The following is a 19,296-nucleotide window of genomic DNA, read 5'->3' as shown; positions in this document are numbered from 1 at the left end:
CACTATCTGCGCGTCGGCGGGAGCCCCTTTCCCCGATCGCCCTGCGGGAAGCTCCCCCGTCGCGGCCAAGCGTCAGAACAGGGTGTCGCGCACGCGCAGGGACCGGTACCCGGTGGGGCCGAGCTGGGCGAGTTCCCCTTCGATGTCAACGTCGATGGAGCCGAAGAAGTTGATGTTCTCGCTGTGGGCTGGGGAGATGTGGGCGAGCGCCTCGTCGTCGATGCGGCGCCCAGCGTGGCGCATCGATTCCACCGCCAGACCGTAGTACTCGGTCGTCCAGGTGACCACGGCGTTGGTGACCAGCGTGAGGCACCAGGCTTATTCGGTCTGCTCTCCAGGTGGCGGGCGCGGATCGTTCCTTCGTGGGCATACAGCAGGTCCCGCTTGAGCGCGTGCAGCGACCCACCCTTGTTGAGCTGCCGGGAGATCTTCCGCCGGTACGCCGGATCGGACAGGTACCGGGCGGCGTAGATGGTGCGTCGGAGCGCCCCGTACTCCTTCAGTGCTGCGGCGAGGGCGTTCTGCCGGCTGGAGGCTGAGAGCTTGCCGACCAGTAGTGAGGCGGTGGCGTGCCCGAACTTGAGCGACCCGGCAAGGCGGAGCAGGTCGTCCCAGTGCGCTGCGATCAGATCGAGGTTGGCTCGGCGGGTCAGCAGCGGCCCCGCGAGCGGGAACGCCATCTCGACCTGCGATTTCAGGCCGGTCCGGTAGAGGGTGATCTTGCCCAGGTCCCGGATGCGTGGGGACAGTTGCAGCCCGAGCAGGTCGAACAGGCCGAAGTTGACCAGCGTCACGCCATGCGTGTCGGTGGCGTGCTCGGTGATCGGGATGTCGGTGGCGTTGCCGAGGATCTCGTCCAGCACGTAGTGCGCCTCGCGCTTGGTCGCCACGATGATCTTCGTGCCGTAGGTGGTGTGCTGGTCGGTCACGTGCGTGTACGTCGACAGCCCTTCGTGCGCGAAATACCTGCTCAACGCCTTGGCGGTGACGGACTTGCCGCGAGTGGGGAACCGCTGGCCATCAGAGGAGGACAAGGTGCCGGAGCCGAAGACCGCCGTCAGCGGCAGCTTCTGGTGGTAGCCGATCAGCGCCAGGTTCGCCGCGCGCAGCGTCTCCTCCCGCAAATACCACTCGGCGTCCAGGCCAGGACGTCGTAGGAGATCCCGCAGGCGTCCGCAATGCGGGTCAGCCCGAGGTTGGTGGAATACGCGATCAGCACAGCGATCAGGTTCCGCTTCAACTCCGGGGTGCGGGCCTGCTTGCCGCCGGCGTCGGTGAAGCAGTCCAGGAAGCCGGTGCGCTTGTCCATCTCGATCAACAGCGACACGATCGGCGCGAACGGCAGCATCTCGGTCAGCTCGGCCTTCAACGCCACCGCCTCGGCGGGGATGTCCTCCGCCGACAGCGGGGAGATCACCAGATCGCCTGCCTCGTCCAAGCGGACCGGGCCGTCACCGGCGGTCAGGGTCTGCTCCAGCTCGCCCAGCGCCGTGTGCAGCTCGTCGGCCACCTGGGCCAGACCCGTGGTGGCGTCGGCGGGCTTGCCGACCAGCCGGCAGAACTCCACCCTCTGATCCGCCCATTTGGCCGGGGTCAGCAGGTATGCGGCCGGATCGGCATAACGGCGCGAACCCGGCACCCACACATCTCCCGCCCGCAGGGCGTCTCGCAGCGCGAGCAGCACGCACAGCTCCCAATAGTGCCGATAAGCGCTGGTGTTGCCCCTGGTGGCCGCAGTCTTCAGATAGCCGCGCCAGCGGGCCGGCACGAAGGTTGTCGGCGCGTCCGCCGGGACCTTGCGGGCGCTGGTGGCGTTCAACTCCCGCAGGATCTCCACCGCCGTCAACAGGTGGACCGCAGCGGTGCCGCCAGCGAAGGGCACCGCCTCCAGCACCTGTGGCGTGAACTGCCGCAGATACCCGTACGAGCCCTTCAGCGCGGCCAGGTGTCCATGATCACGCGGCAATGGAGGCAGAGCGCCCGACTGCGCCGAGCGCAGCCGTTCCCACCCGATCCGCTCACCGCGGATCAGCCCGCCGACCTCCTCGTCCGGCACCGTCGGGTCGGCGACGATGGCCAAGATCGCGTCCAACAGCGCCTGCCGGTCCTCCCCGGACTTGGCACGCTCGGCCAGCGCGTCCCGCATCCGGTGCGCCGCCTTGCTCTCCCGCGCCGACACTGCCTGATCGAACAACTGCACGACCTCATCCAGCACCTCGGTCGCCGACTGCGCCACCAACGTCAGCAGGATCGGATACCGCCGCTCCGACTCACGCCGCTGCAACGCCTGCGCCGTCAACCGGCGGCCCACCATCGCCAGAAACCGCCGCCGCTCCGCCGGCAGCACCGACAGATCCAGAGCGTGCGCGTCCATCCCGCGCAGGAACTCCAGCTTCGCGATCTCGGCCTTCACCTCGGCGGGCGAGGCCTCCACCGGACCCTTGCCCAGCCACCGCAGCCGGGTCATCCCGATCGCCGGATCGGTCACCAGCAGCCCGCCCAGCCCGACGCGGCGCTCGTCGGTGAACTCGTGTGCCAGCCGGTCGAACGTCTCCTGCCGTGCAACCTCGCGGGCGTGCGCAACCCGCTTCACCACAGTCACCGGCCCCGGCCGGAGCACTTTCGCCGAGATCAGGTACTCACCCGCCAGCCGGAACAGCAGCGTCGGCGAGTCGTGCTCCATCGCCCGCGCCAGCAGGAACTCATCCAGCTCCTTCAGCTCCGGCGAGCCCGCCGGCCGCCATCTCAGGTACTTCGCGACCAGCCGCAGATGGTCCGTACGGGTCTTCACGCGACGCCCGTAGGAACGGGATCACGTCCGGATCGACGCCGAGCTGTTCGGCCAGCCGTGCCACCGCTGCCCGTGGCGCTGACGCCACGTCGTCCGGCACGAACCCCAACCACGGCAGCGTGCACAACGCGACAGCAAGCCCCAGCCGGTCCGCCAGCCCCCGACCACGGCCGGGATCGATGAACGCCACGTCCGCCGGGGTCAACGTGAAGAACCGGAACAGCTCCTCCCGGCCGATCTCCGGGAACCTCCGCAGGCCCTCCAGCTCCTCTTCCGTGAACACCGGAGCGACCACCCAGCAACCTCCTGCCAGAGCCCGAAGATCCCCGGCTCAGGAGCCTACCGCCGCATATCCGCCCGAATTTTCCCGAGTACTACGGCGACCCCCAGGGCGGCGTCCAGGGTGCGGGCGTGCTCGGCCAGCAGGCGGTCGGGGTCGGAGGGGAGGCTGAGCGCGGTCAGCGCCTCAGTCCGGACCGCCTCCCACTGGGCGCCTTCCAGCAACTCGGCCTGCGGGTTGCGCCACCGGGTAGAGGCCTCGGCGTAGATCTCGCGGCGCTTGAGGGCCCGCCAGAACCGCTCCAGCACGCACAAAGCGTAGGCGTGCCGGCTCACCGAAGCGCCGGCGCGCACTGGATGGCCGAACACCAGGCGCTTCCACGGGCCGTTCACCACGCCGGCGTCGATGAGGCGGCCCGGGATCAGCGGAGCGGGCAGGCGACTGCGATAGGCGAGCACACCCGGCAGCGCCTTCATCGCCTCCAGCACCGGCGTACCCTCGGCGTTCGCGCCGAAGACGATCACCCCGGGCAGCACCTTCAACAACCCCGACACCGTGGTGTAGCGGCCGACCAGCTCGGCCCGCCAGTCATCGGGATCGGCGGCGTCCGCCGGCAGCACACTGTCGTTCACCACCACCAGCGCCGCACGCAGATCGGCGCGAGAGACGACCGCCTCGATCGCCTCCCACACCTCCGCCACGCGGACCTCCTCCTCCGGGCCGCCCCAACCGTCGGAGGCGAACAATGCCTGCACCGCGACCGCCAGCCGCGCGGAGGCCTTGGCAAGCTTGGGGTGCTTGCGGACCTTCTCCTTGTCGGAGGCGTTCTGCGCCTTGTTCACCAGCTCGGTCGCCATCAGCAGATCGAGCAGCTCCAGGGTGTCGTCGACCGACTTGCCCTCCAGATGCCGGACCATGGCCAGCAGCGTCGCCAGCCTGCGGCCGTCCGGATGCCGGCGCAGCGCCGAGGCATCCGCGCGCATCCCGTACTTGGCCAGCTCCCCCAACCGGCGCGGCGGCACCAGGGCTTCGGCCCCCAGGTTCGCGAGCCCCAGGTTCCCGATCTCCGCCACCTGGTCGAGGACCTTGATGATCGTCGGACCGGACGCCCGTGGCGTCACCCCCTTGCGCCACCGCCCCAGATCCGACACCCGCGCCCCGGCAGGAACCTCCAGCAACTGGTCCAGGACGTAGCGCTGGCCGGCCGTCAGCAGCCCCTCCAGCATCCCCCCACAGCCGCATGGTCGCCTCATCCCGCACCCGCGCAACCAGCCGCGCCAACGTCGTCACGCCCGGCAGCAGCACCTTGCGCTCCCGCAGCCACCCCACCCCATCGGTGAAGATCGCTTTCGGGCCGTCACCCGACGTCCACGACCGGGCCGCCACCCACGCCGCGAACTCCTCCTCCACGTCGGTGAAGTCCCTCCACCCGTACGCCCGCCGGATGTCCCGCTGATGATCGAACGGCGTCTCACGCCGCTCGGTGTACCGCTTCACCTGCGAGGGGTCCTCGATCTCCAGCTGCTCGGCCACGAACTCCAGCACCGCACCCGGCATCCAGCGGATCCTCCAGGAACGTCCCCAGCCACCGCACCGTCACCAGCTGGAGCGCGAACCCGAGCCTCATGTGCTCGCCGCGCCGCCGTCCGACCAGCGTCCGATCCTCGTCGTCGAGGAAGAACACCCGCTCCAGATCCGCCCGCGGCGGAGGCCCCGCGAACCGCCCGTACGCGGCAGCCTCATCATCGGCCAAGAACTCCACCGGCATGCCCGCAAAGTAGGGCCAACCGACGGACAGACCACCCACAGCGATCAAACCGTTACGAGATCCCCGCCTATTCGACGTTCCACCTGGATCGGAACGACGAGTGGCGGTAAGCCGCGCCCTGAGGGCTCGCTAACGCCACTGGCCGTTCCATTGCTGCTCAACCCCCGAGACCCGCCCACGACTACGGGGAATACGGGGACTGCGGCGGTTTCTGGGACTCCGGGGGCGCCGCCCACGCCAGCAGCCGCGCCGCCAGCGCGCCGACCTCCTCACGCAGCGCCTCCGGCGCCAGCACGGTGAACGGCCACCCCACCCCGGCCAGCAGCTGCGCCATCCCGTCCAGTCGCTCGACCCGGGCCGTCAGCAGCACCCCCTCAGGCGCCTCGGCCAGCACCGCGAACGACGCCGGGATCCGCGCCCGCGCCTGCTCCACCGTCGTCTCCAGCAGCACCCGCACCTCGTGCCGGTACGGCACCGCCGACAGCGACCGCACCACGTGCCCCGCCGCGTCGAACCCCTCCGGGACCTCGAAGGCCCGCTCGGTGCGCGCGGCACCCGCCACCCGGTCCACCCGGAAGGTGCGCACCTCGCCGCTGCGGTGGTCGTACCCGGCGACGTACCACCGCCCGGAGTGGAAGACGATGCCGTAGGGGTCCAGGTCCCGCTCCGACGGCTCCCCCCGCCAGGACCGGTAGGCCAGCCGTACCGTGCGCCCCCGCCGGGCGGCGTCGGCCAGCGCGAGCAGCGGCCCCGCCTTCGGCGCCGGCGCCGGGACCGGGTCGCGGGTGTGCTCCAGGGTCTGCCAGACCGCTTCGACCCTCTCGCGCAGGGCCCGCGGCAGCACCCGGTTGATCTTCGCCAGCGCGCTCTCGGTCGCCGTCTCCCCCACCGCCAGCCCGGTCCGCCGCCCGGCCAGCAGCCCCAGCACCACCGCCGTGGCCTCGTCGTCGGTGAGCATCAGCGGCGGCAACCGGTAGCCGGGCAGCAGCCGGTAGCCGCCGTGACGGCCCCGCTCGGCCTCCACCGGCACCCCGAGCCCGGTCAGCCTCACCGCGTAGCGGCGCACGGTGCGCTCGTCCACCTCCAGCCGGGCCGCCAGCTCCCGGCCGGTCAGACCGGGCGCCGCCTGCAGCAACTCCAGCAGCGCCAGAACCCGGGCGGCCGTCATCGAAAACTCCTCGGAAATCAGGACCGGAACTGCCCGGATTCGATCCTACGGTGAGACCAGACGACGAGAGAACGGATGACGACCATGAACGAGACCACCGCCTCCCAGTACGGCACCGCGACCCCGGCCGGCACGGGCACCTACGTCCTCGTGCCCGGCTTCTGGCTCGGCGCCTGGGCCTGGGAGAAGGTCACCGCCCGCCTGCGCGCCGCCGGCCACCACGTCCACCCCGTCACCCTCACCGGCCTCGGCGACCGCGCCCACCCGGCCACCCCGGAGACCGACCTGGAGACCCACATCCAGGACATCGTCGACACCATCGTCCGGGCCGACCTGCACGACGTGATCCTCGTCGCCCACAGCGGCGCCGGCGCGCCCGTCACCGGCGCCGCCGACCGCGTCCCCGGGCGCATCGCCCGGGTGGTATACGTCGACAGCGGCCCGCTCGCCGACGGCATGACCCAGCTGGACATGAACGAGCCCGAGTGGAACGCCTTCATCGAGCGGCGCGTCGCCGAGCGGGGCGGCGGCACCGCCTACCCGCCGCTCTCCTGGGAGGAGCAGGAGAAGGCCGGCGCCAGCACGGAGGGCCTGGGCGAGGCCGAGCGCGCGCTCTTCGCCGCCCGCGCCACCGCGCAGCCGTACCGGACCATGACGCAGCCGCTGCGGCTCACCGGCGCGGCCGACCACCTGCCCAAGACGCTGGTGGCCTGCTCGTTCCCGCTGGAGCAGGTCCACGCGATGATCGCCGCCGGGCACCCGTTCTTCGCGGCGCTGGCCGGGCCGGAGTGGAGCTTCGCGGAGCTGCCCACCGGCCACTGGCCCATGTTCTCCAGGCCCGCCGACCTCGCCGATCTCCTCGGTGCTCTGGCGGGACGGTCTTGAGGATTCTGATCCGTCCCGACGACTTTACAATGTAGATCGAATAGTGCGGCCGGGGAGCGGGGACACCCGGCCGCACGCGCCCCCTCACCGCCGGGCGGCGGGCTCCCCGGCCGGCTCGGCGAACCACTCCCGGGCCGCCGCGGAGGTCAGCCGGGCCAGCTGCCGCTGCCCCGCGGCGTTGGGGTGGAAGAAGTCCCACCCGCTGACCTGCTCCAAGGTGAAGCGGTAACCGAACACCGCGCCGCCGTCGGACCGGCAGGACGGGCCGTACGCCGCGCACACCTCGGCCAGCGCCCGGTTGTAGGCCGCCACCCGCGCCCGCACCCGGTCGCGGCGCGCCCGGTCGGCCGGGGCGGTGGACAGCGGCCGCGCCAGCATCACCGGGCAGATCCGGCCGACCGCCCAGACGGCACGGGCCGCCGCGTTGCCCTTGCCCACCCGCCACAGCCGCTTGACGTCGGGGATGCCGGCCACGAACACCCGGGCTCCGGGCCTGCCCTCCTTCAGCTTCCGCAGCGCCGCGGCCACCCGCTCCCGGTAGACCGCCACCGGCGTCATCTTGCGCTCCTCCGCCACGCACGCGTCCTGGGCGCCGACCAGGACCGTCACGTAGTCGGCCCGCCGCGCGACGGCCCTGGCCACCTGCCCGGCCAGGTCGGCGCTGGTCGCCCCGGGGACGGCGAGGTTGACGTTGTGCCCCTCGACCGCGCCGTCCCGCGCCAGCAGCCGCAGGTAGTGGCTGCGCACCTGCTCGTGGTCCCCCGCCGACCACGAGCGCGAGGTGCACGAGACGTACCAGCCGCAGGCGTTGAACCCGGCGCTGATCGAGTCGCCCAGGGCCGCCATGACCGCCGGCCGCCACACCGCGGCGGCCGCCGGCTCCGGCGCCGTCCATCCTGCCGCCAGCAGCGCCGACGCCGCCGACACCGCTGTGAACACCATCACAGTCCTGCGGGCCATGACACCTCCGGCCGCGTGATCGCTCCTGCTACGGATGTATCACCGCAGGTCGCCGCGGCGCCGGAAGTCGACCGACTCCTTTGGTTCCCTTGACGGAGCGCCGGGGGCGTGCCCTCCGCGCCGGGGTCGCCGTCGAACGCGTTCAGTTTCCGCCTAGAGTGTCAGGGGTGAGAGTCGCGCCCGGACTGACCCGTCCTCTCGTCGTGAGAACCACACCCGTCGCCGACCCGGGCGACCTGCTCACCCGGCTCCCCGCCGCCGCCCCCTACGCCTGGATCAGGCGCGGGGAGGGCCTGGTGGCCTGGGGCGAGGCCGTCCGGGTGGACGTGCCGCCCGGCCCTCGGCGCTTCGAGCGGGCCCGCGAGCGGCTGGCCGCCGTCTTCGCCGCCGCCCACATCGACGACGAGGTGCACGCCCCCGGCTCCGGCCCCGTCGCCTTCGGCTCCTTCACCTTCGACGCCGACTCCCCCGGCTCGTCCCTCGTCGTCCCCCGCACGATCCTCGCCCGCCGCGGCGGCCGGGCCTGGCTGACCACCGTCGGCGAGGGCGCCCTCGGCGAGGCCGCCCCGCTCCGCTCCCCCGGCGCGATCCGGTACGGCGACGGCAGCCTGACCGCCTCCCAGTGGGAGCAGGCCGTGGCGCAGGCCGTACGGCGGATCCGCTCCGGCGCGCTGGAGAAGGTCGTGCTCGCCCGCGACCTGACCGCCGTCGCCGAGCACCCCATCGACGTCCGGCTGCTGCTGTCCCGCCTGTCGGCGCGCTTCCCGGAGTGCTACACCTTCTCCTGCGCCGGCCTGGTCGGCGCCACCCCCGAGCTGCTGGTCCGCCGCACCGGCCAGACCGTCGAGTCCCTCGTCCTGGCCGGGACCACCCCGCGCGGCGCCGATCCGGCCGACGACGTCGCGCGCGGCACGGCCCTGTTCGCCTCCGCCAAGGACCGCCACGAGCACGCCTGCGCGGTCGACTCCGTCCGACGGACCCTCACCCCGCTCTGCGCCGAACTGGACGTCCCCTCCCAGCCCGAGCTGCTCGTGCTCCCCAACGTCCAGCACCTGGCCAGCCCGGTGACCGGCCGCCTGGCGGACGGGCTCTCGGTCCTGGACGTGGTGGCCGCCATGCACCCCACCGCGGCCGTCGGCGGCACCCCCACCCCGGCCGCCCTGCGGGTCATCCGCGAGCTCGAGGGCATGGACCGCGCCGGATACGCCGGGCCGGTCGGCTGGGTGGACGCCCGCGGCGACGGCGAGTGGGGCATCGCGCTGCGCTGCGCCCGGATCGAGGGCTCCCGGGCCCGGCTGTTCGCCGGCGGCGGCATCATGGGCGACTCCGACCCGGCCGCCGAGCTGGCCGAGACCCGCGCGAAGTTCCGTGCCATGCGCTACGCCCTGGAGGGCTGACCGCCCCGGTGAGCCCGGCCGCGGGCGCCGCGCGGCCGGGGCCTCGTCCGCGCGGCGGCCGCGGCGGTCAGCGGGCGTGGTGCTTGCCCTTGCGCCGGTCCTTCAGCCGGACCACGATGAAGATCACGATCGCGAGCAGCACGACGCCCAGGACGGCCTTGGAGACGATGCCCATGTAGTCCTCGACGAGGTGGTAGTTCTCGCCGAGCGCGTAGCCCGCCATCACGAAGGCCGTGTTCCAGATGAGGCTGCCCATCAGGGTGAGCAGGGTGAAGATCGAGATCGGCATGCGCTCGACCCCGGCCGGGATCGAGATGAGGCTGCGGAAGATGGGGATCATCCGCCCGAAGAAGACCGTCTTCTTGCCGTGCCTGGCGAACCAGGCCTCGGTCTTCTCGATGTCGGCGACGTTGATCAGCGGCAGCTTGGAGGCGATGAGGACCACCCGCTCCCGGCCGAGCAGCGCGCCGATCGCGTACAGCGCCAGCGCGCCGATCACCGACCCCAGGGTGGTCCAGAGCACGGCGTCGAACAGGGTCATGTTCCCCCGGCTCGCGGTGAAGCCCGCCAGCGGCAGGATCACCTCACTCGGCAGGGGCGGGAACAGGTTCTCGAGCGCGATCGCGATCCCGGCCCCGGGCGCTCCCAGGGTCTCCATAAGGCCGATCGCCCACCCGGCGACTCCGTCGACAGTCGTTGAACTCATGGGACAAGGCTAGGGAACCCGGGATATGCCATGCATGAGGCACACCGCCCTCCTCGGATGGACTCGACCGCAGTCCGAGGGTGCGGAAAACCCCAAGCGGACGCCACGTGATCTCCGGCCGCCGGTGCTCCACTCACAGGGGGCCTTGCTTCTCGACGTCCTCGCACGTCAGAGCGGCACTCCGGGCGCCAGTGCGGCGGACCCCCGGCGGCCGCGGCCGGTTCCGCCCGTCCCCGCGGCGGTGCCCCGGCCCGCGCGGCGGAGGCCGGCACCGTCGGAGAATGTGACCTATCTCATAGTTTCCCGAGCCGGAGATCACCGTCACGCCTTGCGGAGGTAGACCCTCTCCCCCGGCTCGATCTCCGCCTGTCCGGCCGTCAGCGTGGCCACCCAGTCGGGGAAGAGCGCCAGCTCCGACTCGCGCACCGCCACCCGCAGCTCCACCCGCGCCCCGTAGGCCGCCCCGCGCACCTCGTACGGCGAGACCCGCAGGTCGTTCTCCAGCCGCCCGGCGCGGACGTGGTCCACGGTCACCGTCATGACCCTGGCCGGCACCATCTCCACGGTCCGGGCCACGTCCAGGGTCTTGCCGACCGCCCCGCCGTAGGCGCGGACCAGCCCGCCCGCGCCCAGCTTGACGCCGCCGAAGTAGCGCGTGACCACCGTCGCCACGTCGCCCAGCCCCCGGCGCAGCAGCGTCTCCAGCATGGGGGTGCCCGCCGTGCCGCCGGGCTCGCCGTCGTCGTCGGCCTTCTGCAGCCGCCGGTCGCCGATCACGTAGGCCGAGCAGTTGTGCGTGGCGTCGGGGTGCAGCTCCTTGCGCGCGGCGACGAAGGCCCGCGCCTCGCGCTCCGAGGTGACGGGGGCGACGGCGCAGACGAACCGGGACCGCTTGATCTCGATCTCGTGCTCGACGGGTTCTTCCGGTGTCAGGTACGGCTCGGCCACCCGGTCAGTGTATTCACGCATCCCGCTTTACAACATAGATCAAGAGCGTGGCGACCTGGCCGGACGCCGCGCCCCCGGAACCGGGGCCTGCGGGGCTCTCCCGGCGCTGGGTTCTCCCGGGACGCGGGCACCCGCGCCCCGGGGACTCGAGGATTCCGCGCACGGCCTCGTCCGGATCACCGCTCGGATGCCAGTCCGGCGACGACGGCGCGAGGCCCTTCCCGGGCGCCGCCGGCCAGGCGTTCCCCCTTCTCTCCTCTTCCGCGCCGGCCACGAGCAGCTTGTAGACGATCCAGTCGCGGATCCGCTCCTCCCTCGCCTTCCCTGGATCGACCTGCCATTCCCGCCAGTCCGTGACCAGATAGACGAACTGGAGGAACTCCTGCTGCTCCCCCGGCGCCGGTCCCGCTCCTTTCCGCCACCGGGCGGATCTGCCAGGATCGGATGATCCGTTCGCGTGCGGACGGCCGGCCACGGCCGACGCCTTCACCGCGTAGATCGATATCGGAGGTCCCGGTGCCCGAACAGCTCGAAGCGATGCCGACCGACTGGACCCGGGCGCTGGCGGTCGTCGCCCACCCCGACGATCTGGAGTACGGCACCGCCGCCGCGATCGCCCGCTGGACCGGCGAGGGCCGTGAGATCTTTTATGTGCTGGCCACCAGGGGCGAGGCCGGCATCGACACCCTGGACCCGGTCAGGGCCGCTTCCGTGCGCGAGCGCGAGCAGCGCGCCAGCGCCGCGGTGGTCGGGGTGACCTCGGTCGAGTTCCTCGGCCACCGCGACGGGGTGATCGAGTACGGCACCGCCCTGCGGCGGGACATCGCCAGGGCGATCCGCCGTCACCGGCCGGAACTGCTGATCACCATCAATCACCACGATACCTGGGGCGGGACTTCCTGGAACACCCCCGACCACCGGGCCGTGGGCCGGGCGGTGCTGGACGCCGCCGCCGACGCGGGCAACCGCTGGATCTTCCCCGACCGGTCCTGGGACGGCCCGGCCCCCTGGAACGGCGTGCGCTGGGTCGCCGTCAGCGGCTCCCCCTCCCCCACCCACGCCGTCGGGGTGGACGGGCACCTGGAGACCGCCGTCCGCTCCCTGCTGGAGCACCGCGCCTACATCGAGGCCCTGACGGACCGGGATCCGGAGGAGTACTGCCGCGCCTTCGTCGAGGAGGTCGTCTCCGGGGCCGCCGCCCGCTTCGGCGGCCGGCCCGCCGTGAGCTTCGAGCTGTTCACCCGCTGACCCGCGACCGCGCGTCCCCGGCGGGAGAGCGCCGGGAGCGCGGGATTCACCGTCCTGCCACGGCGCCAGAGCAGCGCGTTGCCCGGTCGTTGACCCGCCGTTCACCTGCGGTCACCAGGATCGGGCGCCGACCGACCCGAACCCCTCCCGGAGGCGCCATGCGTCCCCTGTCCCGGCTCTCCCTCACCGCCCTGGCCGTCCTGGCCTCCTGCCTGGCCATCGTCCCCGTGCCGGCCGCACAGGCCGCACAGCCCGCCCCCGGCTCCGGCCCGCCCGCCGTACGGCCCGCGGCCGAGACCCCCGCCCTCTTCGACGACGAGGCGGGCGGCAACGCCAACGGCGACGACCCGGCGATCTGGGTGCACCCCACCGTCCCGGCCCGGAGCCTGGTGGTCGCCACCGCCAAGGAGGGCGGCCTGCACGTCCACGACCTGAAGGGCGACCGGATCCAGCACGTGCCCGCCCCGGCCGCCCCCGGGCGCGGCGACGAGCCCGGCCGGTTCAACAACGCCGACGTCGTCTACGGCTTCGGCGGCCGGGACCTGGTCGTGGTCTCCGACCGGGGCCGCGACCACATCCGCTTCTACGCCGTCGACGCCGCCCGGGCCGCGGCGGGCCGGGCTCCGCTGACCGACGTGACCGACCCGGCCGCGCCGTTCGTCTTCAACGACACCCAGCAGGGGGTCAACGACGCCGAGACCGCCTACGGCCTGGCCGCCTGGCAGGACGCGACCGGCGTCTACGTGCTGGTCAGCCGGCGGCACACGACCACCGTCGCGCTGCTGCGCCTGAAGGCCGTCACCGGCGGGAGGGTCGGCTACGAGGAAGTCCGCCGGATCGACCTGCCGGCCTCCTTCACCCTGCCCGGCGGCGCCGTCTGGAGCCCGTGCCTGGAGCCGGGCGAGAAGCCGCAGGTGGAGGGCATGGTCGTCGACGCCGGGCGGGACGTGCTCTACGCCGCCCAGGAGACGGTGGGCATCTGGCGGATCCGCGCCGACCTGACCGGCACTCCGGTGCTGATGGACAAGGTGCGCGGGTACGGCGTGCCGGGCGCCTACGACCCGCAGACCGAGGAGTGCGCCTACGGTGAGGACCCCGGCTTCGGCGGCGAGCACCTGACGGCCGACGCCGAGGGGCTGACCATCTACCACCGCTCGGGCGGGCGGGGCTACCTGCTGGCCTCCAGCCAGGGCGACGGCACCTTCTCCGTCTACCGGCTCGAGGGCGCGGGCGGCCACCTCGGCCGCTTCCGCGTCGGGGCGGGCCGCGGCATCGACGGGGCCGAGCACAGCGACGGCGCGGCGGTGCTGAACGTGCCGCTCGGCGGGCGGTACGGCAGGGGCCTCCTGGTCGTCCACGACGGCGTGAACACCCCGGCCGACGGCGAGCGGGAGAACACGAACTTCAAGTTCGTCGCCTGGGAGGACGTCGCCCGCCCGCTCCGCCTGGCCGTCGACACCCGCGGCTGGCACCCCCGCGGCTGACCTCTCCTCCGCCGCCCGGCCGCCGCGGGAGGTCAGCGGCCGGTGTCCAGCAGGGAGTTGCAGAAGGGCCGCTGGAACGGCTGGTAGCGGGCGCACGGATCGTCGTCGTACAGCCAGCGCGGGCCCGGCCCGGGCGCCGGTCCCGACCCCTGCGGCCGGGGGCGGTGGGCGGGGCCGGTCGCGTGGGGGCCCTGCCCCCCTGCGGGCCGGTCCGCCCCGGGGCGGGGTCCGCCGGCGGTCCCGCGGCCGTGCCCGCCGCCCCCCGCCGCGGGGCGGCCGGTCCCCGGGCGGGGCCGGACCGGTCCGACCCGGAGCGGTGACGGCACCCGCCAGACGCCGCCGTCCAGCCTGCGCCCCTCGACGCCGCCTCCGTCCGCGTTCCCGCCTCCGTCCGCGTTCCCGGCGCCGCCCGCGCCGCGCTCCCCCGCGTCCGGCGACCGGTCCTCGCCCGGGTGGGCGCGGGCCCGCGGCGCGGGGGACGCCTCCGGGCCCGGCCGGTCCGGGACCGCCGCCGGGGGGCCGGGGGCGGCACCGGGCACCGCGGCCGTCCCGCCGGGCCGGGGGACCGGGACCGGGCTCGCGGGGGCGGTCCCGCCGCCCGAGGCGCCGAAGTCAGCGGTCGCCACGACGACCAGTGCGGCGGTGGCGAGCACCGCACCGGCCAGGGCGTAGGGGTAGGGCCGGCGGTCGCGGATGCGGATGCGGGGCGGCGGACCGTACCAGACCGGGACGGACCTGGGCGCCCGCCCGCCGCCGTGCGCATGACCGTCCCCGTCCGCGTGTCCGCCGGGGCGGCGTTCCCGCTCGGCCCGGCCGGCCGGGCCGACCAGGGGATCGCAGGTGACCGGGGTGTCGTCCTCCCGGCCGCCCCCGTCCCCCGCCGCGCGCCGGCGGTACGGCGGGCGGCCGGCCCGGTACGGCCGGCCGTACCCGGGATCGGTCCCGGGGAGACCGCCACCGGCGCCGGCGGGCGCCGAGGGCCGGCCGGCGGGCGGGTCCGCGGCCTGGTCGTCGTGATCGCGCATCCGGCGACTCCCTCTCGTCCGTCACTGACGGCGATCAGTTTGTCACGCCGGAGAGCCGGTGGTGCGGGTCTCGCCTCACCCGGCCGGCGGCGAGGGGCGGCGGGGACCGGACCGCGGCCGTGCGGCGGCGCCGTGGCACCACGGCGCCGCGGACCGCGGGGCGGCGAGGCCGGGGGCGGGGGCGGGGGCGTGCCCCGCCCCGCCTGCCGCCCCCGCGGCGGGCCTCAGCCGGCGCAGCCGAGATACTCCTCGCGGCGCCGGAGCATGGCGGCCAGCATGAGCGGGAACATCGCCACGTGCGCGGCCGCCATCAGGCCGCCGGAGTCGATGACGCCCGCCCACAGCAGCGGGAAGAGCGGCACGACGGGCACGAACATGGCGGCGCACATCTCCAGCGTGCTCGCCCAGCCGTGGCCCCGGTAGCGCATCCAGACGGCCATGCCGACGGACATGTTCAGCGCCATCACCAGGTAGGCGGGCTCGGGGTCCTCCCGGTGGGACAGGCCCAGCCCCGCGGCGTCCAGGAGCATCCCGAGCAGGGCCATCCCCGCGAACATGGCGATGACCATCTCCACGTAGTGCAGGGCGAACCGGCCCCACCTGCGGGCGGGCGACGCCGGAGGCGCCGTGCGGGTCGTGTGCCCGCCGTGCGCGCGGCGGGGCGCGGGGCCGGAGCCGGCCGCGGGGCCGGAGCCGGCCGCGGGGGCGGCGGGAGTGCCGGCCTCCACCGCCGGGGCCTCCGCCGGCGTCTCCGGCGTGATCTTCTGCGAGGTCTTCGTCGTCATGGCACGAGTCTGCGGGTCCGGCGAAGGAACCCCCCAGGGGTACATCGGTTCAGGTCCGGAAACTTGGGATCCCTGTCTTTCCGACATACAGTCGCCCCATGACCGAACGGCGCGTCACCGTCGTCGCCTACCACGCGGCGGAGCTCCTCGACATCGCCTGCGTGACCAGCACCCTGATCGGCGCCAACGTCCACGGCGCCGCGCCGCCGTACCAGGTGTCCCTGGCCACCCCCGGCGGCAACCCCGTCACCTGCGGAGACGGCATGGTCCTGCAGGCCCAGCAGGCCCTGGAGCGCGTCACCGGTCCGCTCGACACCCTCGTCGTGGCCGGCGGGATCGGGCACCTGGACGCGGCCGCCGACCGGCTGATCGTCGCCCACGTCCGCCGCCTGGCCCGGGAGAGCCGCCGCGTCGCGTCGGTGTGCACCGGGGCGAGCATCCTGGCCGCCGCCGGCCTGCTCGACGGGCGGCGCGCCACCACCCACTGGCGGTGGGCCCGCCACTTCGCCGCCCGCCACCCGGAGATCGCCGTCGACCCCGGCCCGATCTTCATCCGGGACGGGAACATCGCCACGGCGGCGGGCGTCACCAGCGCCCTCGACCTCACCCTCGCCTTCGTCGAGGAGGACAACGACGCCGAGCTGGCGCGGAAGGTCGCCCGCCACCTGGTGACCTACCTGCAGCGCCCCGGCAACCAGGCGCAGATGAGCATGTTCACCGCCGCGCCGCCGCCCGCGGACGGCCTGGTCAGGCGGGTGGTCGAGCACATCACCGGCAACCTCGCCGCCGACCTGAGCACGTCCGCGCTGGCGGCCGGCGCGGGCGTGAGCGAGCGGCATCTGACCCGGCTGTTCCTCAGGCGGCTCGGCCTCACGCCGGGCCGGTTCGTCCGGCGGGCCCGCACCGAGGCCGCCGCGCACCTGCTGGCCTCCACGTCCCTGCCCGTGGCGGGCGTGGCCGCCCGCTGCGGCTTCGGGTCGGCCGAGACCCTGCGCCAGGCGTTCGTCGCCCGCTACGGGATCTCCCCGTCGCGCTACCGGGCGGCGCAGTCCTCCGGCTGACCGCCCCCGGGCCGGTCAGCCGGCCAGGGCCGCGCGGACCGCCGCGCCCGCCGCCTCCCGCACCGCGGCGTGCAGCGCCGCGTTGGCCGCCCGGTCCGTGCGCACCTCCACGATCCGCACGCCGCTGCCGCGCAGCGCCTTGTCCAGCTGCTCCGGCTCGCTCACCGACGTGTACGGCGTGCCGGTCGCCGCGGCCAGGTAGGCCAGGTCCACCCCGTGCGCGGTGCCGAAGAGACGCTCGAACGGGTCGCGGAAGGCGGCCTGGGGCAGCATCGAGAAGATCCCGCCCCCGTCGTTGTTGACCACGACCAGGCACAGGTCCGGCCGGGGCTCCAGCGGGCCGAGGACCAGCCCGTTCTGGTCGTGCAGGAAGGTCAGGTCGCCCATCAGCGCGAACGCCGGGCCGTTGTGGGCCAGCGCCGCGCCCATCGCGGTCGACACCACCCCGTCGATCCCGGCGACGCCCCGGTTGGCCATGATCCTCAACCCCCGCCGCGGCCGCATCGCCTGGTCCAGGTCGCGGATCGGCATGGACGAGCCGACCAGCAGCAGCGACCCGCTGGGCATCAGGTCCGCCAGGTCGCGCGCCAGGCGCGGCTCGCTGAGCCCCGAGCCGTCCAGGACCTCGTCGACCGCGGCCCGTGCCGCCGCGTCGGCGCGCCGCCACGAGGCCAGCCAGCCGTCGTCCCCGGCCGCGACCGGGATCTCCACCGCCTGCGCCACCTGGGTCGCCGAGCGGGTCGGGTCGGGCCAGCGGGTCAGGTCGGGGGCGACCACGATGTGCTCGGGGACGTGCCGCAACCAGGCGAGCAGCGGCTTGGACAGGCTGGGCCGGCCCAGGGTGACCACCACGTCGGGGCGGTGCGCCTCGGCGAACTCCGCGGTGGACAGCAGGTGGTGGTAGGCCGACATCGCGTTGTCGCCGTAGCGGGCGCCGCCGTGCGGCTCCGACAGCACCGGCCACCCTGCCATGCCGGCCGCCGCGACGTACCTGCGGGTGCCGACGGCGCCGTCGCCGACCACCAGCACGCCCCTGCGGGTCGGCGGCAGGTGCAGCGCGGCCGCCGGGGGCGCGACCCGCGCGCGGACCCACGGCCCGGCCGTGCCGCCGTCGAGCGGCTCGCACCAGGAGGCGTCGCCGTCGGGGACCAGCGGCTCGCGGAAGGCCAGGTTCAGGTGGACCGGACCGGGGTCGTACGGCCCCAGCGCGCGCTGGTAGGCGCGGCAGGCCAGGGAGCGCCAGTAGGCGATCTGACCGGGCCGCTCCTCGGGGACGCCCACCTCGGCGAACCAGCGCACCGCCGTGCCGTACAGCTTGAGCTGGTCCGTCGTCTGGCTCGCTCCGGTGTCGCGCAGCTCGGGCGGGCGGTCGGCGGTCAGCACCAGCAGCGGCACCCCGGACTCGTGCGCCTCCATGACCGCCGGATGGAAGTTGGCGGTCGCGGTGCCGGAGGTGCAGACCAGGGCGACCGGGCGCTCGCCGCGCCGGGCCAGGCCCAGCGCGAGGAAGGACGCCGAGCGCTCGTCGATGCGCACGTGCAGCCGGATCCGGCTGTCGGCGTGCGCGGCCAGGGCGAGCGGGGTCGAACGCGAACCTGGCGCGATCACCACGTCCGTCAGGCCGCAGCGCACCAGCTCGTCGACCAGGACGGTCGCGAGCGCGGTCGCGGGGTTCACTGCACCGCCTCCTCAAGGCGCCGCACCCAGCCGGGTGACTCGATCTCGTAACGCGCCAGGGCGGCCTCGTCCACCCCGGGGCGGCGCACCGCCAGCATCCCGTCGACCGGGACGAGCGGGTCGGCCACCACGTCCCCCTCCAGCAGGGCTGCGGTGCCCAGGCCGCAGGCGTAGGGCAGCTCGGGCAGCGCGGCGGCGAGCGCCACCCCGGCGGCCAGTCCGACGGAGGTCTCCACCGCGCTGGACACCACGGCGGGCAGCCCGCAGGCCTCGACCACGCGCAGCGCGGCCGCGACGCCGCCGAGCGGCTGCACCTTGACCACCGCGATGTCGGCCGCCTCGGCCGCCCTGACCTTCAGCGGGTCCTCGGCGCGGCGGATCGACTCGTCGGCCGCGACCGGCACCTCGACCCGCCTGCGCACGCGGGCCAGCTCGTCCAGGGTGGCGCACGGCTGCTCGGCGTACTCCAGGCCGAAGCGGCGGTCCAGCTCGGCGATCCGGGCCGCCGCGGTGCCGACGTCCCAGGCTCCGTTGGCGTCCACCCGGATCCTGCCGGCCGGGCCGAGGGCGTCGCGTACGGCCTCGACCCTGGCCAGGTCGTCGGCGAACGCCTGGCCCTGCTCGGCGACCTTCACCTTGACGGTGCCGCAGCGGGCCCGCCGTACCATCGCGTGCGCCTGCTCGGGGCCGACGGCGGGCACGATGGCGTTGACCGGGACCCGATCGCGCAGCGGCGCGGGCCAGCCGGTGAAGGCGGCCTCCTCCGCGCAGGCCCGCCAGCGGGCGCACTCGGCCGGGCCGTACTCGGGGAAGGGCGAGAACTCCCCCCACCCGGCGGGGCCGTGCAGCAGCACGCCCTCGCGGACGGTCTGCCCGCGGAAGCGGGTCCGCATCGGGATCCGGAAGACCCGCGGCGCCCCGCCGGACCGCTCCCCCGCCTCCCGCCGCGCGCGACCGGACCGCACGCCGGACCCCGGGATCGCGCCCATCACGGCCGGCGCGGGGAGGCGGCGACGGCGGACGCGCGCCTCTCCTCCGGCGCGCCGCGGCCCTCGCGGGCCCCCTCGCCCCCCGACCGCCTGCAGTCGACCGTCACGATCGCCTTGTCCCTTC

17 protein-coding genes and 2 pseudogenes are annotated in these 19,296 nt (G+C 74.3%); 5 read left to right on the top strand and 14 right to left on the bottom strand.

The window, feature by feature from the left end; translation table 11 throughout:
* Positions 1 to 2: 2 nt before the first annotated feature.
* The 6 genes and pseudogenes from ABD823_RS24490 to ABD823_RS24465 form a co-directional block, all read right to left on the bottom strand.
* Positions 3 to 2,791, bottom strand: a pseudogene (locus ABD823_RS24490) (Tn3 family transposase).
* Positions 2,703 to 3,086: a DUF4158 domain-containing protein gene (locus ABD823_RS24485; RefSeq protein ID WP_344863447.1), complete on the bottom strand. Its 384-nt coding sequence runs from the start codon at positions 3,084 to 3,086 to the stop codon at positions 2,703 to 2,705. Before ABD823_RS24485 ends, ABD823_RS24490 begins: the two are co-directional and overlap by 89 nt.
* A gap of 44 nt (positions 3,087 to 3,130) precedes the next feature.
* The gene (locus tag ABD823_RS24480) at positions 3,131 to 4,297 is read right to left on the bottom strand and encodes a hypothetical protein (protein WP_344863445.1); all 1,167 of its coding nucleotides are present in this window, start codon (positions 4,295 to 4,297) and stop codon (positions 3,131 to 3,133) included.
* Between the two features lie 91 nt (positions 4,298 to 4,388).
* Positions 4,389 to 4,628 (bottom strand): annotated as a pseudogene (locus ABD823_RS34700) (DUF4158 domain-containing protein); the annotation flags it as partial.
* Positions 4,543 to 4,839 (bottom strand): DUF4158 domain-containing protein, encoded by a 297-nt coding sequence (locus ABD823_RS24470; RefSeq protein WP_344863441.1) that lies wholly within the window; start codon positions 4,837 to 4,839, stop codon positions 4,543 to 4,545. The gene ABD823_RS24470 and the pseudogene ABD823_RS34700, both read right to left, overlap by 86 nt.
* Before the next feature lie 181 nt (positions 4,840 to 5,020).
* Positions 5,021 to 6,007: a helix-turn-helix transcriptional regulator gene (locus ABD823_RS24465; protein WP_344863439.1), complete on the bottom strand. Its 987-nt coding sequence runs from the start codon at positions 6,005 to 6,007 to the stop codon at positions 5,021 to 5,023.
* An 84-nt stretch (positions 6,008 to 6,091) separates the two neighbouring features.
* On the opposite strand from ABD823_RS24465, the gene ABD823_RS24460 reads away from it, so the two are divergent.
* Positions 6,092 to 6,892, top strand: coding sequence for an alpha/beta fold hydrolase (locus tag ABD823_RS24460; RefSeq protein ID WP_344863437.1), 801 nt, complete (start codon positions 6,092 to 6,094; stop codon positions 6,890 to 6,892).
* A gap of 84 nt (positions 6,893 to 6,976) precedes the next feature.
* Here ABD823_RS24460 and ABD823_RS24455 read toward each other — a convergent pair whose 3' ends face one another.
* Positions 6,977 to 7,852 (bottom strand): GDSL-type esterase/lipase family protein, encoded by an 876-nt coding sequence (locus ABD823_RS24455; protein ID WP_344863435.1) that lies wholly within the window; start codon positions 7,850 to 7,852, stop codon positions 6,977 to 6,979.
* A 167-nt stretch (positions 7,853 to 8,019) separates the two neighbouring features.
* Between ABD823_RS24455 and ABD823_RS24450 the strand changes: the two genes are divergently transcribed.
* On the top strand, positions 8,020 to 9,249 hold the full coding sequence (locus ABD823_RS24450; RefSeq protein ID WP_425566653.1) for an isochorismate synthase: 1,230 nt from the start codon (positions 8,020 to 8,022) through the stop codon (positions 9,247 to 9,249).
* 67 nt (positions 9,250 to 9,316) lie between these two features.
* On the opposite strand, the gene ABD823_RS24445 is transcribed toward ABD823_RS24450, so the two are convergent.
* The 3 genes from ABD823_RS24445 to ABD823_RS24435 all read right to left on the bottom strand — a co-directional run bounded on the left by ABD823_RS24445 (position 9,317) and on the right by ABD823_RS24435 (position 11,393).
* Entirely contained in the window at positions 9,317 to 9,955 is a 639-nt protein-coding gene (locus ABD823_RS24445; protein WP_344863431.1) for a DedA family protein, read from the bottom strand.
* Positions 9,956 to 10,276: 321 nt separating this feature from the next.
* On the bottom strand, positions 10,277 to 10,924 hold the full coding sequence (locus ABD823_RS24440) for a YigZ family protein (protein WP_344863429.1): 648 nt from the start codon (positions 10,922 to 10,924) through the stop codon (positions 10,277 to 10,279).
* On the bottom strand, positions 10,917 to 11,393 hold the full coding sequence (locus ABD823_RS24435; protein WP_344863427.1) for a hypothetical protein: 477 nt from the start codon (positions 11,391 to 11,393) through the stop codon (positions 10,917 to 10,919). Before ABD823_RS24435 ends, ABD823_RS24440 begins: the two co-directional genes overlap by 8 nt.
* A 26-nt stretch (positions 11,394 to 11,419) precedes the next feature.
* Here ABD823_RS24435 and ABD823_RS24430 point away from each other — a divergent pair, with 26 nt between their 5' ends.
* Together ABD823_RS24430 and ABD823_RS24425 are read left to right on the top strand one after the other, a co-directional pair.
* Positions 11,420 to 12,151, top strand: coding sequence for a PIG-L deacetylase family protein (locus ABD823_RS24430; RefSeq protein ID WP_344863425.1), 732 nt, complete (start codon positions 11,420 to 11,422; stop codon positions 12,149 to 12,151).
* 158 nt (positions 12,152 to 12,309) lie between these two features.
* A complete protein-coding gene (locus tag ABD823_RS24425; protein ID WP_344863423.1) occupies positions 12,310 to 13,635 on the top strand; it encodes a phytase in 1,326 nt (441 codons plus the stop codon).
* A gap of 32 nt (positions 13,636 to 13,667) precedes the next feature.
* Here the strand turns inward: ABD823_RS24425 and ABD823_RS24420 are convergent, their stop codons facing one another.
* On the bottom strand, positions 13,668 to 14,660 hold the full coding sequence (locus ABD823_RS24420) for a hypothetical protein (RefSeq protein WP_344863422.1): 993 nt from the start codon (positions 14,658 to 14,660) through the stop codon (positions 13,668 to 13,670).
* Positions 14,661 to 14,884: 224 nt separating this feature from the next.
* Positions 14,885 to 15,445, bottom strand: a complete 561-nt coding sequence (locus tag ABD823_RS24415; RefSeq protein ID WP_344863420.1) for a hypothetical protein — start codon at positions 15,443 to 15,445, stop codon at positions 14,885 to 14,887.
* A gap of 98 nt (positions 15,446 to 15,543) precedes the next feature.
* Between ABD823_RS24415 and ABD823_RS24410 the strand changes: the two genes are divergently transcribed.
* Entirely contained in the window at positions 15,544 to 16,506 is a 963-nt protein-coding gene (locus ABD823_RS24410) for a GlxA family transcriptional regulator (RefSeq protein WP_344863418.1), read from the top strand.
* A 15-nt stretch (positions 16,507 to 16,521) separates the two neighbouring features.
* Here ABD823_RS24410 and menD read toward each other — a convergent pair whose 3' ends face one another.
* A complete protein-coding gene (gene menD / locus ABD823_RS24405) occupies positions 16,522 to 18,183 on the bottom strand; it encodes a 2-succinyl-5-enolpyruvyl-6-hydroxy-3-cyclohexene-1-carboxylic-acid synthase (protein WP_344863416.1) in 1,662 nt (553 codons plus the stop codon).
* A complete protein-coding gene (locus ABD823_RS24400) occupies positions 18,180 to 19,172 on the bottom strand; it encodes an o-succinylbenzoate synthase (protein WP_344863414.1) in 993 nt (330 codons plus the stop codon). Before ABD823_RS24400 ends, menD begins: the two co-directional genes overlap by 4 nt.
* Positions 19,173 to 19,296 lie beyond the last annotated feature (124 nt).

The sequence above is a fragment of the Planomonospora alba genome (assembly GCF_039534085.1).
GTDB lineage: Bacteria > Actinomycetota > Actinomycetes > Streptosporangiales > Streptosporangiaceae > Planomonospora_B > Planomonospora_B alba.
This window is presented reverse-complemented; position numbering and strand designations above follow the sequence as displayed.